Genomic DNA, 13,012 nt, shown 5'->3' with positions numbered 1-13,012 from the left:
ATAATGATGTTGATCTTATCATCTTTAAAAGAGATGGTAAGCCTCCGGCATCACTCATCTACGAGGAACTCATGCAAAATTCACTGCTTTCGCTTCTTGATATTGACTACCCCCTGATCCAGGCCCCGATGGCGGGCGTCTCCACCCCCGCGCTGGCTGCTGCGGTGAGTAATGCCGGGGCGCTGGGTTCGCTGGGGCTGGGCGCTGCAACCGTTGCCCAGGCGGAAGCGATGATCGTCGCCACCCGCCAGCTGACGGACCGGCCGTTCAATGTCAATTTATTTTGCCATGCGCCGCCGCGGCGCGACGCCCCACGTGAAGCGGACTGGGCAGAGACGCTGCTCCCCCATTTTACCCGCTTTGGCAGTACGCCTCCGGCATCGCTTAGGGAGATATACCAGACGTTTATCGGCCACACCGCCATGCTGGAGCTGCTTCTCGACCACTCGCCGGCGGTGGTGAGCTTTCATTTCGGCCTTCCTGAAGGTGAGACGATCCAGCGTCTGCGACAGCAGGGGATTGTCACTCTGGCGACGGCAACCTCGCTCCAGGAGGCGCTGCTGATTGAACAGCAGGGGATCGACGTGGTGGTCGCTCAGGGCTATGAGGCGGGCGGGCACCGGGGGATCTTTGCTCCGCAGGAGCCTGACGCTCAGCTGAGCACCTTCACCCTGGTGCAACTTCTGCGGCGTCGACTAACCATCCCGGTGGTAGCCGCCGGGGGCATCATGGACGGAGCGGGGATCGCTAGCGTGATGCAGTTGGGGGCGCAGGGCGTGCAGCTCGGTACGGCGTTTTTACTGTGTCCGGAATCGGCCGCCGACGCCGGCTATCGCGCGGCGATCCACAACAGCCTTGACGGGCGTACGGTGCTGACCTCCGCGATATCCGGGCGTCCGGCACGCTGTCTGGCGAATGCCTTCTGCGCGCTGGGGGAAGCCTGTCCGACGAGCGCCGTGCCGGATTATCCGCTGGCGTATGATATCGGCAAAGCGCTGGCCGCCGCCGCGAAAGCCCAGGGCGTCCATGAGTATGGCGCCCACTGGGCCGGGCAGGGGGTGGGGTTGATCCGCGAGTGTGACGCCGCCCGTCTGGTCCGCCAGCTGGCGGCAGAGAGCGGCTGGAACTAATGACTGACGGCTAACGGCGGTGGGCCAGGCTGCGCACCAGCCGATCGCCGGCCATCTGCACGCCCTGAACCATCGCCACCAGGATCAGCACTGTGCCAAACATCACCTCATTATTGAATCGCTGATAGCCGTAGCGGATGGCGAGGTCGCCGAGTCCGCCGCCGCCGATCACCCCGGCCATCGACGAAAAGCCAATCAGCATCACGATGGTCAGCGTGATCCCGGCCAGCAGCGTCGGCAGGGCTTCTGGCAGCAGGGATTTAAAAATCACGTGCCAGACGTTGCCGCCCATCGACAGAATGGCTTCGATTCTTCCGTAATCCACCTCGTCGAGCGCGTTTTCCGTCAGGCGGGCAAAGAACGGAAAGGCGCCGATGGTCACCGGCACGATGGCGGCGGTGCTGCCCAGCGTGGTGCCGACGATCAGCCGGGTAAAAGGGATCAGGGCGATCAGCAGTACGATAAACGGTAGCGACCTGCCGATGTTGATCACCGCGCCTAACAGCGCGTTCAGTTTCGGCATCGGCGCCAGCCCGTTGGCGCGGGAAATAAATAACAACACACCGGTGGGCAGCCCGATCAGCACGGTAAACAGGGCCGCCAGGCCCACCATATAGAGCGTATCCAACGTGCCGTCGAGTAATAACGGCCACAAATCTTCCCAGCTCATGCTACTCCGCATAATGGCCTCCCCTGAACGCCGTGACGGGTAAGAAAATCCTGTTCAGCCTGCGGGTCGTGCAGCAACGACTGGCGCAGCCGCGACCATGGGGTCACCAGCAGGTCGGCGAGTTTGCCGCTCTCGACAATCTCGCCCTGTTCCAGCAGCGCCGCGTGGTCACAAATGGTTTTCACCACCTCCAGCTGGTGCGTTATCAGCACAATGGTCAGATTGAGCCGCTGGTTAATATCCGCCAGCAGAGCCAGCACCGAGGCGGTGGTCTCGGGATCCAGAGCGCTGGTCGCCTCGTCGCACAGCAGCACCTCCGGTCGGGCGGCCAGCGCCCGGGCGATGCCGACGCGCTGTTTTTGCCCGCCGGAAAGCTGCGACGGGAAAGCGGCGGCCTTTTCGCTGAGATCCACCAGCTCCAGCAGTTCGCGCACCCGCGCTTCGCGAGCGGCCCGCGGCACCCCGGCAATCTCCAGCGGCACCGCGATGTTATCGGCGACGGTACGGGCATGCAGCAGATTGAAGTGCTGGAAAATCATCCCGGTGCGCAGGCGATAATCCCGCAGCGCCGCCTTGTTCAGCTGAGTAATATCCTGTCCGTTCACCAGAATGCGGCCCGAGGTGGGCCGCTCCAGCAAATTGAGACAGCGGATGAGCGTACTTTTGCCGGCGCCGCTGCGCCCGAGAATGCCGTATATCGCCCCTTTCGGGATCTGTAACGCGATATCGTTCAGCGCCGGTCGGCCGGTTCCGGCGTAGGTTTTGCTCAGCCCTTCGATGGTGATCATGACTGAGGGGCCACCGGGATCACCGAGCCGTTGTAGTTTTTACGGATAAACTCCGCCACCTGCGGCGACGTCAGGTCTTTCGCCAGCGCCTTAATACGCGGGTCATTCGCCAGGGCCGGGGTGGTCACCAGGATATTGGCGTAGGGGTTATGCTCGGCGCTTTCCAGCCCCAGGGCATCTTTCGCTGGCACCAGACCGGCTTCCAGCGCGTAGTTACCGTTAATCACCGCCAGGTCGACATCGTCGAGGGAGCGCGGGATCTGCGGCGATTCAATCTCCAGGATCTTCAGGTGTTTCGGGTTCTCGACAATATCCTTCGGCGTCGCCAGGGTGGTGGCCGGGTCGGTAAATTTGGGGTCCAGCTTAATAAGCTTCTGCGCCTGCAGCAGGAACAGCGCCCGGCTCAGGTTGGTGGTGTTATTCGGTACCGCCACCGTGGCGTTTTCCGGCAGCGACGAGAAATCTTTATGCTTATGCGAGTAGATCCCCAGCGGCTCAATATGAACCGTGGCCGCGACGGCAAAGGTTTTACCCAGCGCTTTCTCCTGATCCTTCAGGTAGGGGACATGCTGGAAGTAGTTGGCATCCACATCGCCACTGGCCAGCAGTTCATTGGCGTTGACCCCGCTGGTCAGCTCCACCACCTTGAGATCGAGACTGGGATCGATTTTTTTGATGTAGTTGAGGATCTCCGCGTGGGGAACCGGGTCCGCGGCGACGCGCAGCGCGGCGGCCTGGGCAGACGTCCATGCCAGAGAAAGAGACAGTGCGACCCCTGCCAGTTTAAAAGCAGCATATTTCATGGTGTGTTCCTTTTTAGTTATGGTTAAACGATCAATTGCTCGGCGCGTTCGCGAAAAACGTCCTGATAGTAGCGTTCCGCCACGTCCGGATGGGAACGCAGACGGCCCTTGAGATAATTCCAGCCGACATCGCGCAGCAGCGGATTGTGCGGGTCGCTGTCCGGACCGCGCGCTTCACGCGCCAGCTCGGGCGGCAGGGTATAAACCGGCACCACCGCGTCAAGCTGGGCGCCAAGGAAGAAAGCGATGGAGAGGCGCTGCTGCTGAGCCGGCGGTGACACCACCCGGTGAACGGTAGCGCGCAGATAGCCGTTGGTGGCCAGCTCCAGCAATTCGCCAATATTGACCACAAAGCTGCCGGCCAGCGGTACGGCGTCGATCCACTGCCCGGGCGCCACCTCAACCTGCAGCCCTTTCTGCTCGTCCTGCAGCAGGAAGCTGAGAAAACCGGAATCTTTATGGGCGCCAACGCCCTGACTGCTCTGGGTCTCCTGCTGGCCGGGATAACGGATCAGCTTGATATGCTCGTTGGGTTGGTCGCCGTAAAGCCGGTCAAAGGCATTCTCCGGGAGCTGCAGCGCTTCGGCAAAGGCGCGCAGCAGGCGGATCCCCACCTGAGTCATCTGCTGTTGCCAGTGAAGTAATACCGGTTTTAGCGACGGCAGCGCGTCAGGCCACAGATTCGGACCCTGCAGGCGCTGCCAGCGCGGCGCGTCGTCGCTGAGGGTCAGCGCCGGACGTTCGGCGCCGATATCAAACTGCTCTCGCCAGTCAGGCTGGCCGCGCGTCAGCTCAGAGGCCGCGCGGTTATAGCCGCGAAAATGGGGGGAGTGGATCATCGCCACCTGCTGTTTTTGCGCCTCATCAAGCGCAAAAAAGCGCTGGGACTGGCGCTGAACTTCATATTGAAGCGCGTCGTCGACACCGTGGTTGATCAGATAAAAGAAGCCGATGTCGCGGGCGGCGTGACGCAGGTCGGTCAGGAAGGCCGCTTTATCCGCGGGGTCCGCGTAGCGGGCCAGATCGAGAATCGGCAGGGTGGTCGCGTTCATTGTGTTCTCCGAAAACGGGATAATAAGTTATGGGTCGATTCAGGTTCAGGGTTCTGGCACAACAGCAGCGCATGGTGATTTCCTCTGTCCGGGGCTGAGCACAGCTTGCCTCAGGGCCAGATAAGCAACCAATAACGTTATTTTCTAATTTATGTCCGCGCGGGGTTCAGTGCTTTTGCGTTAAATAGATAAAGGCATAAGGGCGAACTGAAGCCGTTGCGCCCGTCACCGAGAGTCAGTAAGGTGGGCGCACTTTTTTAATGCGGAACGGATGTATCCTCATGCACAGCTCAAAAGATCCTCTGCACGGCGTGACGCTGGAAGCGCTGCTCAATGCCCTGGTGGCGCGCTACGGCTGGGCGGAAATGGCCCGCCAGGTCAACATTAACTGCTTTAAAAGCGATCCCAGCATCAAGTCCAGCCTGAAATTTCTCCGCCGGACGCCGTGGGCGCGCAAAGAGGTGGAGGCGATGTATCTGGCTTCGCTCGACGACGATGCGCCGGCAGAGAAACCGGATCCCTGGGCAAACTGGCAGAAAAAATAACCCTTACCACAGGACAACATCATGCAGAGCTGGAGCAGTAAAGATTTCACCGCCGACCGCGCGTGGGGCGCGCTGGACATTGCCAATTTTTCCGGCACCACCGTGCGCCTGCACTGGACCGACCAACCCTATATCTGGCACATCAACGACGGTCAGGAGGTGTTTGCCGTGATGGATGGTCAGGTGGCGATGCATGTGAAGGTCGACGGCGAGGAACAGGTGATCATGCTGAACGCCGGAGATATCTTTTACGCCGAGGTGGGATGCGAGCATGTCGCCCATCCCCAGGGGGCGGCGCGTATTCTGGTGATTGAGAAAGAAGGGTCGGTCTGATCCCGCCGGCGGGCAATTCGTTAGCCCGCCGTTTCATCGCCTGTCACACTCAACTTACCGCGTTGATATAAATCACTTATCCAGCTTTCGATATACTTAATTCTTGTTTGCCATTCCCTTCACCCCAGCACTATCTTTTGCCGCAGACGTCTTAACAGGCACAACTCCGGGAGAGATCATGGCCACCTTGCAGTGGGATCACGCAGTACAGTTTGTGAATCAGCCGGAAGCGGCGATTGAAATCTTTGCCGGGCAGCAGCTGCGGGCGGCGGTCGGCGGGCGCCATCCGGGGTGGGGAACCCGCAATGCGCTGAGCTATTTTGGTCTGACCTATATCGAATTCCTCGCCATTTCCGACCCCGACGAACTGCGCGCCGCGACGGACAGATTTCTGCTCTCGCGGGATGCCGCGCGGTTGCTGCCGGAGAACGAAGCGCTGTTTCGCGTCGCGCTGCGCAGCGACGACATCGACGCCACCCATGACCACTTGCGTCGCAAGGGGCTGGCGGTGTCACCGATTGTCGATGGCCAGCGCCACGATCCGCAGGGCAATGTCATCCGCTGGCGGATCTTCACCATCGATGGCGACACCGACGGGCTGGTCTTTCCCTTTGTGCTGCAGTGGGGAGAAGACGACGAGACCCGGCTGGCGCGGCTGCGCGCTCAGGGGCTGGACGTGCCTCATCCGCTGGGCGACATTGTGCTCGAGCAGGCGGTGTTCGAGGTGGACAATCCGCAGGCGGTGCGCGACCGCTGGCAGGCACTGCTGGGCTTCCCGTCACAGGGGGAGCAGGGGCTGGACGCGGGCGGCCAGTGGTTTATTTTCCGCCAGGGACCCGCCAACCAGCTGGCCGAGCTGGTGTTTCGCGTCGCCAACCCGGCGCTTAAGGGGCAACGCTTTCGCGTCGGCAACGGCGTGTATCGCTTTATATAAAGGCTGACGCTAGCGTACCGTAGCGCGCAGTGCCCCCGGCGGCTGGCCGGTGATGCGTTTGAAAGCCCGGCTAAAGGCCGCCAGCGACTGATACCCGAGGCTGAAGGCGACTTTTTCCAGCGCCTGGCCTTCGTGGGTGATGTACTGCACCGCCAGCCGCATACGCAGCTCGGTGAGATAGCGGGCGGGGGTGGTGCCGGTGGCGGCAAGAAAACGCTCGGCGAAGAGAGAGCGCGACAGCCCCGCCTCCCGCGCCAGATCTTCCACTTTCCAGTTAACGCCCGGACGCTGATGCATGGCGTAGATCGCTTTCGCCAGCCGGGGATCGCGCAGGACTTGCACCCAGCCGGTGGCGTTACCGCACCCGCAGGCCACCCAGCCGCGGACTATCAGCGCGGCCACTACGTCCGCCAGTCGGGCGAGGATCCCGGCATAGCCCGCCTGGCGGGTGAGCGATTCCCGCTCCATCGCCGCCAGCAGCGGCTGGATCTCCGGCCAGGTGTTGAGCAGGCAGCTCACCCGCATCACTTCGGGCATGGCCTTCACCAGCGGCTGCATGCCGCCGAGTTCAAAGTCCATACAACCGCTGAAAATCACGGCGCGCTCCGGGCAGTCAGGCTGGCCGCCAGCGTTGATACAACTGACCGTGCTGCACACCGTTTCGCTGTTCAGCTGCGCCACATTCACCACCGCGGCCTGCGGATCGGAGAGCAGGGCGTGCCCGTCGCCGTTGGGAATAAACAGCGCGTCGCCGCTCTCCAGGGTGAACTGTTCTCCGCTGGCCATGCGCAGCAGCACCGGCCCGCGGCTGATGAAATGGAACTGGGCTTTGCCCGCCACGGCGCTAAAGCCGACGCCAAACGGGCGGGAGGTCTCGATGCGCCGGTAATTCACGCCGGAGAGGCGCATACCGCGCAGCAGTTCGCTGGTCAGGTCGATAGTGGGCTGGCTCATGGTAATTCCGGACGAATAATCAATAACTGAAGAGTATGCATCATATATCGTCCAGGGGTAAGCCCCTAAGATGTCCAGGATGTTAATAAACCTGGAGAGATGTATATGACTTCCTGCATAGCTGCTGACGCGAGCCTGTCACCCGTCAGGCCTGCCTGGCGCGCCGTCTATGCCCTGGCCCTCGGGGTGTTCGGCCTGATCGTGGCTGAATTTCTGCCCGCCAGCCTGTTAACGCCGATGGCCAGCAGCCTCGGCGTCAGCGAAGGGATGGCCGGGCAGGCGGTGACCGCCACGGCGTTAGTGGCGTTAGTCACCGGCCTGCTGATCGCCACCGCCACCCGCAATATCGACCGCCGCTGGGTGCTGATGTTCTTTTCCGTGCTGCAGATTGTCTCCAGCCTGATGGTCGCTTTTGCCGGTTCGCTGGCGTTTCTCCTGCTTGGTCGTCTGCTGTTGGGGATCGCCATCGGCGGTTTCTGGGCGATGTCCACCGCCACGGCGATGCGTCTGGTGCCGGCGGCCCATGTGCCGAAAGCGCTGGCGATCATCTTTTCCGCGGTGTCTGTCGCCACGGTGGTGGCCGCGCCGCTCGGCAGCTACCTCGGAGAGCTGATCGGCTGGCGCAACGTGTTTATTCTCTGCGCGATACCCAGCCTGCTGGCGCTGCTCTGGCAGCTGTGGGTGCTGCCCTCCATGTGGCCGGAAAGCGTTGGCACCTTCTCCACGCTGTTCAGGGTGCTGCGCCGTCCCGGTATGCTGGGGGGCATGCTGGCGTCGATCCTGATTTTCAGCGGCCATTTTGCCTTCTTCACCTACCTGCGACCGTTCCTTGAGACCGTCGCGCAGGCCAGCGTTGAAGGCGTTTCGCTGATTTTGCTCGGCTTCGGTGTCGCTAACTTTATCGGCACCTCGGTGGCGAGCTATCTGCTGAACCGCAGCCTGCGTCTGACCCTGGCGCTGGTGCCGCTGATGATGAGCGTCCTGGCGCTGCTGATGGTGACGTTTGGCCATCTGTCCGTGCTCGACGGGTTGCTGGTCGCCCTGTGGGGATTTGCCTTCGGTCTGGTGCCGGTGGCCTGGTCCACCTGGCTGGCCACCACCGTGCCGGATGAGGCGGAAAGCGCAGGCGGTCTGCTGGTGGCCTCTATTCAGCTGGCCATCAGCGCCGGCGCCGCCGGCGGCGGGGCGGTGTTCGATCTGCATGGCGCCAGCGGCGTCTTCACCGGCAGCGGTTTGCTGCTGTTGATCGCGATGGTCGTGGTCTTCACCGCTGTGCGGGTGAAACCGGTCGCCAGCGCCGAGCAGCCGGAGACCGGCCGCTTATCCCGCGAGATCGATAACTAAATTGGCCGACAGGCTGCGGGAGCAGCACAGCGCGATATGCTGCTCCGCGGCCTGTTTTTCCGCCTCCGACTGCACGGTATCCCGGTGGTCGACCGTTCCCTCCCGCACCGGCGTCAGGCAGGCGCCGCAGATCCCCATCTCGCAGGAGAGCGGCACCTCAACGCCATGCTCCTGCAGCACCCGGGCGATGGTTTTGTCCCCCGGGACCGGCCAGCGCTCCCCGGTGGAGGCGAGGGTGATGGTGAAGGTGCCGTCCTCCGCCGACGCCGCCGTCGGGACGGTCGGCTGGAACGCTTCGCTGTGCAGTTGCGTTTCCGCCCAGCCGGCCGCCAGCGCGGTGTCGCGCACCTGGGCCATAAACCCCGGCGGTCCGCAGAAATAGACTCGGGTGTCGGCGTCCGGCGCGCCCAGATCCTGCGCCAGCCGCAGGCGCGGACTCTGCCCGTCGGCAGAGCTGTGGATCAGGCAGGTTCCGCCGGTGAGCTGGCTGGCGATCTCGGTGGCGAAGGCGGCCTCCTGCGCGCGGCTGACGTAATAGTGCAGCGTAAAGCTGGCGCCGGACGCCGCCCGCGCATGGGCCATCGCCAGCAGCGGCGTAATGCCGATCCCGGCGGCGAGGAGCACCACGTGGCCGCCCCCGCGCAGGGGAAAGTGGTTGCGCGGAGCAGAGATCAGCAAGGGCTGCCCCGGACGCAGGGTGTCATGAATATAACGGGAGCCGCCTCGCGACTGCGCCTCGCGGGCGACGCAGAGCAGATAGTGATCCCGTCTGGCCGGGCTGCCGGTCAGCGAATACTGACGGATCAGCCCGCAGGGGAGATGGAGGTCGATATGGGCGCCGGGCGCCCACGCCGGCAGCGATTGCCCATCGGCGCTCACCAGACGAACGGCCAGATTTTTCGCGCCCTGGCGCCACAGGCCATCGACCACCACCTGGAGTATGTCGCGCATAAGACCTCCACTCATACCAGAAAGAAATCGCCAAAGCCCATCTTCTTCAGCCCGCGCCGGTAGGCGATAGAGCTGCGGTCTGCCGGAATATGCGCCTCCAGGGTCAGATCCAGCGGCAGCCGCTCCGGGCGCTGGGTCTCAACCATCAGGCGGTCCTCCTCAAACACCCGCAGGTTGAACGCATGAACGTCTTCCACCGGCACATGCAGGTCAAAATTGCGGGCGATAGGGGCAAACATTCGCGTCACGCGCGACGACACCGGCGAGGCGGCGTTCATGATCACCAGCTTCGCATCGGCAGGGAAATGGATGGTCAGCGTGGCGGTGAACGGCAGATGCATTTCAAAGTGACGCAGCCACTGGAACCCTTCCGGCGCGCGGAAATCGGAGCTGGCCGGGTAATTGCCTACCGAGCTCCAGTAGTCGGCAACAAAGCCGAACGGCGTCTCCTGCGGGGTGTAGTCCGGCACCTGTTGGTTGTCCGGATCGGCGAAGGTCTCGGTGTGGATCCACGCGAAGTGGGCGACATCGAGAAAGCCTTCGACCTGGCGGCCGGCAAAGCCCTTCACTTCAAAGGCCGGACAGTTGATTTGCTGAAAGCCGGCGTCGTCCCAGTGCGGCATGGTCGGTAACGGCGGCGGATTGTCCGGATCGCAGTCCAGGCAGGTCCAGATCAGCCCGTAACGCTCCTCCACGGCGAAGCTGGTGAGATGCAGTTTGGCCGGAATGGGTTGCCCCGGACTGGAGGGGATGCGGTTGCAGCGGCCATCCTCGCCAAAGCGCAGGCCATGATAGGGGCAGACGATGCCTTCTTCTTCATGAAACCCCAGGGTCAGCGGGACGCCGCGGTGCGGGCAGACGTCGCGGGCGACCACCACCTGGCCTTTTATACGATAGATAACCAGCTGTTCGTCCAGCAGGGTGGCTTTCACCGGAGCGCCGTCAATATCGCAGGCGCGGGCCACCGGGTGCCAGCAACGGGCCAGCCGCAGCCAGTCTTCCGGATCGAAGGTGCAATGGGCGGGGGGCGTGGGGGTGGTTGTCTTCATGATTTCTCTTCCTGCTCACATCGGTGATTGTTTTATTGTTGTGAGATTATTGTTGTCATATTAGGGTGTTCACATCCATCACCATTAATTCACTCTGCTGTTGCAAAAAAGAGTACAGGGGCACCATGAGTCCATTTTCCCGTTTCGCCCACTATTTCATCGCCGTGGCTCGCTGCGGCAGCCTGCGCCGGGCCGCCGAGCAGCTGCATATCTCGGCCTCGGCGATTAACCGCCAGATCCTGCAGGCCGAGGAGGCCTTCGGGACGCCGCTGTTCGAGCGGCTGCCGGAGGGACTGCGGATGACCACTGCGGGTGAACTGCTGTATGACAATCTGTTGCGCTGGCAGAAGGAGTTTCGTCAGACCCGGCAAAAATTTGATGAGCTGCAGGGGATGAAGCGCGGGAGCGTCAGCGTCGGCATGGTGCAGGCGCTGGCGGAAGGCGGCTTCGCCGCCGCGCTGGCGGAGATCATCGCCCGCTGGCCGTGGCTGGAGCTGGATCTGCAGGTGGCCGACAGCCACACCGTCAGCCAGAAAGTGCGTCAGGCGGATCTGGACGTCGGTCTGATCCTCGATCCGCAGGGGCAGGCCGGACTCAGCGTACTGGCCTTTGCCGAACTGGAGGTGGGGATTGTGATGCGCCCGGACCATCCTCTGGCGGGGGCAAAGGCCCTGTCTCTGGGCGAGCTCAGCCTGGAGCGGCACATCGTGCCCGGCGCGCCGCTGATCGTTCATGAGCGTGTTGCGCTCCTCTATCGCCACCATGACTTTACGCCGGAGAATACCATCAGCTGCAATGATATTCGCCTCATTAAGTCGCTGGTGCTGCGCGGCAGCGGCGTGACGCTCCTCAGCCTGCTCGACGTGCTGGACGAGGTTCAGCGCGGACAGCTGGCCTTTATCCCGCTGCGCAGTACGCTGCTGCGGCCGCTGACTCTGGCGCTGTGCACCGCGCCCTCGCGTCAGCTATCGCGTCCCGCGCAGATGGCCATTCAGACGCTGAGCGCGGTGATTGAGTCCATGGCGACCGTCAGCCCAGCGGCCCGCTGAGGATGGTGTCGCACATGCCGTTGATAATCCGTTCGCCGGTCTCCTCCCGCAGCTCCTGGTACCAGGCTTCGGTGAGCTGCATATCCTTACCGTGGGTGATATCGCAGCGCTTGCGCGCCTTCAACACCAGATCGCGAACCCGATCGCAGCGCTGGGCTTCATACTCGCGCAGGGCGGCGTCAATATCGCGGGTCTGGCGGAAAACGGCGCCCAGCACCACCGCATCTTCCATCGCCGCACATCCCCCCTGGCCAATATCCGGGGTGGTGCTGTGTCCGGCGTCGCCCAGCAGCGCGACGCGACCGCGCACCAGGCGGCTGAACGGTTCGATATCGTGGATTTCAATACGGTTGGTGGTCTGCGGGTCAAGGGCGGCGATCAGCTTCTGCACCGGCGGCGCCCAGCCGGCAAAGTAGCGGCTGAGGTCAGCGCGCAGGGTGTCACGATCCTCCGCCAGACCCGCCGGCAGCGGCACATCAAAGAAAAAGTAGAACCGGCCAGCGGAGACCGGCATCAGCGAGACGCGCTTGCCTTCGCCGACAAAGGTGGTCCACTGATCGCCGGGCGCCAGCGCTTCATCTATTTCCACCAGACCGTTCCAGTTGACGTAGCCGGCGTAGCGGCGCTGCGGGGTAAAGCCGAGCACCCACGGACGCAGCGCGGAATGGCTGCCGTCGGCGGCAATCAGCAAATCGCCGCTGGCGCTGCTGCCGTCGGTAAACCACACCGTCACGCCGTCGGCGTTTTCTTCACAGCGGGTGACGCGTTTGCCGAACTGCACGCGCTCCCGTCCCCAGAAATCCAGCATTTCCCGCTGCAGCTCTGCGCGGGATACCGGGCAGGGGCGGCTGCCGGTGCGTTCGATCAGCGGCGCGAGGCTGAACTGGGTCATGTTCTCGCCGCTGCGGAAATCGCGATACGCCATGCGGCGCAGCGGTCCGCCGAAGGTTTCCATGATATCGCCCATGCCGAGGTGGGCCATGCATTTCACGCCGTTGGGCCATACGGAAATCGCCGCGCCGACCGGTTTGATCTCTTTCACCGCCTCATAGACGTCGCAGTCGATCCCCGACTGTTTGAGCGCCACTGCCGCGCTTAAGCCGCCGATGCCCGCGCCAATCACGATTGCTTTCATTTTTTTCTCCTTCTCCAGATGTAGGCACTGACTACAGCAATTTGCGTACCAGTTCGCCGAAGAGAGGAAAACCGCCCGCCAGAGGCACAGCGACAGGTCATGGCGCACCACCTCGGTGCAATGTGATGCATTGGTTGCCTTTTTATGAATCAAAAGTTTCCGTATGTTGCATTCAGAATCTATCGTTTCATAAGCCTGGTTCAGCAGCGGAGGGAAATGATGCATCATTCGAATAATTTAAGCTTATGATTTTGAAGTGTTAATAAATTTATTCG

The 13,012-nt window shown here is 62.4% G+C and carries 14 protein-coding genes; 6 read left to right on the top strand and 8 right to left on the bottom strand.

Features of this window, described 5'->3' with window-relative positions:
• Positions 1-71 precede the first annotated feature (71 nt).
• Positions 72-1,130: a nitronate monooxygenase gene (locus tag ABLV76_RS22060; RefSeq protein ID WP_348878476.1), complete on the top strand. Its 1,059-nt coding sequence runs from the start codon at positions 72-74 to the stop codon at positions 1,128-1,130.
• Between the two features lie 10 nt (positions 1,131-1,140).
• On the opposite strand, the gene ABLV76_RS22055 is transcribed toward ABLV76_RS22060, so the two are convergent.
• Genes ABLV76_RS22055 through ABLV76_RS22040 form a run of 4 tightly spaced genes read right to left on the bottom strand, consistent with a single transcriptional unit; the run spans position 1,141 to position 4,443 of the window.
• Entirely contained in the window at positions 1,141-1,800 is a 660-nt protein-coding gene (locus ABLV76_RS22055) for a methionine ABC transporter permease (protein ID WP_004217626.1), read from the bottom strand.
• Positions 1,797-2,588 (bottom strand): ATP-binding cassette domain-containing protein, encoded by a 792-nt coding sequence (locus ABLV76_RS22050; RefSeq protein WP_008804932.1) that lies wholly within the window; start codon positions 2,586-2,588, stop codon positions 1,797-1,799. Before ABLV76_RS22050 ends, ABLV76_RS22055 begins: the two co-directional genes overlap by 4 nt.
• The gene (locus ABLV76_RS22045) at positions 2,585-3,391 is read right to left on the bottom strand and encodes a MetQ/NlpA family ABC transporter substrate-binding protein (protein ID WP_004205939.1); all 807 of its coding nucleotides are present in this window, start codon (positions 3,389-3,391) and stop codon (positions 2,585-2,587) included. The genes ABLV76_RS22050 and ABLV76_RS22045 overlap by 4 nt, the downstream gene beginning before the upstream one ends.
• Before the next feature lie 23 nt (positions 3,392-3,414).
• A complete protein-coding gene (locus tag ABLV76_RS22040) occupies positions 3,415-4,443 on the bottom strand; it encodes an isopenicillin N synthase family oxygenase (RefSeq protein WP_062913939.1) in 1,029 nt (342 codons plus the stop codon).
• A 281-nt stretch (positions 4,444-4,724) separates the two neighbouring features.
• Between ABLV76_RS22040 and ABLV76_RS22035 the strand changes: the two genes are divergently transcribed.
• From ABLV76_RS22035 to ABLV76_RS22025, 3 genes are all read left to right on the top strand, one after another.
• Entirely contained in the window at positions 4,725-4,988 is a 264-nt protein-coding gene (locus tag ABLV76_RS22035; RefSeq protein ID WP_048294843.1) for a VF530 family protein, read from the top strand.
• A gap of 21 nt (positions 4,989-5,009) precedes the next feature.
• Positions 5,010-5,321 carry a cupin domain-containing protein gene (locus tag ABLV76_RS22030; RefSeq protein WP_004205936.1) on the top strand — a complete coding sequence of 104 codons (312 nt, stop codon included), beginning with the start codon at positions 5,010-5,012 and terminating at the stop codon, positions 5,319-5,321.
• A gap of 178 nt (positions 5,322-5,499) precedes the next feature.
• Positions 5,500-6,255: a VOC family protein gene (locus tag ABLV76_RS22025; protein WP_038431654.1), complete on the top strand. Its 756-nt coding sequence runs from the start codon at positions 5,500-5,502 to the stop codon at positions 6,253-6,255.
• A 9-nt stretch (positions 6,256-6,264) separates the two neighbouring features.
• Here the strand turns inward: ABLV76_RS22025 and ABLV76_RS22020 are convergent, their stop codons facing one another.
• Positions 6,265-7,209 (bottom strand): AraC family transcriptional regulator, encoded by a 945-nt coding sequence (locus ABLV76_RS22020; protein WP_004205934.1) that lies wholly within the window; start codon positions 7,207-7,209, stop codon positions 6,265-6,267.
• Positions 7,210-7,314: 105 nt separating this feature from the next.
• On the opposite strand from ABLV76_RS22020, the gene ABLV76_RS22015 reads away from it, so the two are divergent.
• Positions 7,315-8,553, top strand: a complete 1,239-nt coding sequence (locus ABLV76_RS22015) for an MFS transporter (protein WP_348878475.1) — start codon at positions 7,315-7,317, stop codon at positions 8,551-8,553.
• On the opposite strand, the gene hpxE is transcribed toward ABLV76_RS22015, so the two are convergent.
• Together hpxE and hpxD are read right to left on the bottom strand one after the other, a co-directional pair.
• Positions 8,530-9,504 (bottom strand): molybdenum cofactor-independent xanthine hydroxylase subunit HpxE, encoded by a 975-nt coding sequence (hpxE, locus tag ABLV76_RS22010; RefSeq protein ID WP_064183711.1) that lies wholly within the window; start codon positions 9,502-9,504, stop codon positions 8,530-8,532. The two genes, ABLV76_RS22015 and hpxE, sit on opposite strands and share 24 nt — an antisense overlap.
• A gap of 11 nt (positions 9,505-9,515) precedes the next feature.
• Positions 9,516-10,553 (bottom strand): molybdenum cofactor-independent xanthine hydroxylase subunit HpxD, encoded by a 1,038-nt coding sequence (hpxD, locus tag ABLV76_RS22005; protein ID WP_021314344.1) that lies wholly within the window; start codon positions 10,551-10,553, stop codon positions 9,516-9,518.
• 125 nt (positions 10,554-10,678) lie between these two features.
• On the opposite strand from hpxD, the gene hpxR reads away from it, so the two are divergent.
• Positions 10,679-11,602, top strand: coding sequence for a LysR family hpxDE operon transcriptional regulator HpxR (gene hpxR, locus ABLV76_RS22000; protein ID WP_160124777.1), 924 nt, complete (start codon positions 10,679-10,681; stop codon positions 11,600-11,602).
• Here the strand turns inward: hpxR and hpxO are convergent.
• The gene (hpxO, locus tag ABLV76_RS21995; RefSeq protein ID WP_004205928.1) at positions 11,583-12,737 is read right to left on the bottom strand and encodes an FAD-dependent urate hydroxylase HpxO; all 1,155 of its coding nucleotides are present in this window, start codon (positions 12,735-12,737) and stop codon (positions 11,583-11,585) included. The two genes, hpxR and hpxO, sit on opposite strands and share 20 nt — an antisense overlap.
• Positions 12,738-13,012 lie beyond the last annotated feature (275 nt).

Source organism: Klebsiella sp. GB_Kp047, from assembly GCF_040065235.1.
Taxonomy (GTDB): Bacteria; Pseudomonadota; Gammaproteobacteria; order Enterobacterales; family Enterobacteriaceae; genus Klebsiella; species Klebsiella quasipneumoniae.
The sequence above is the reverse complement of the archived record's forward strand: the minus strand, read 5'-3'. Positions and strand labels throughout refer to the sequence as shown.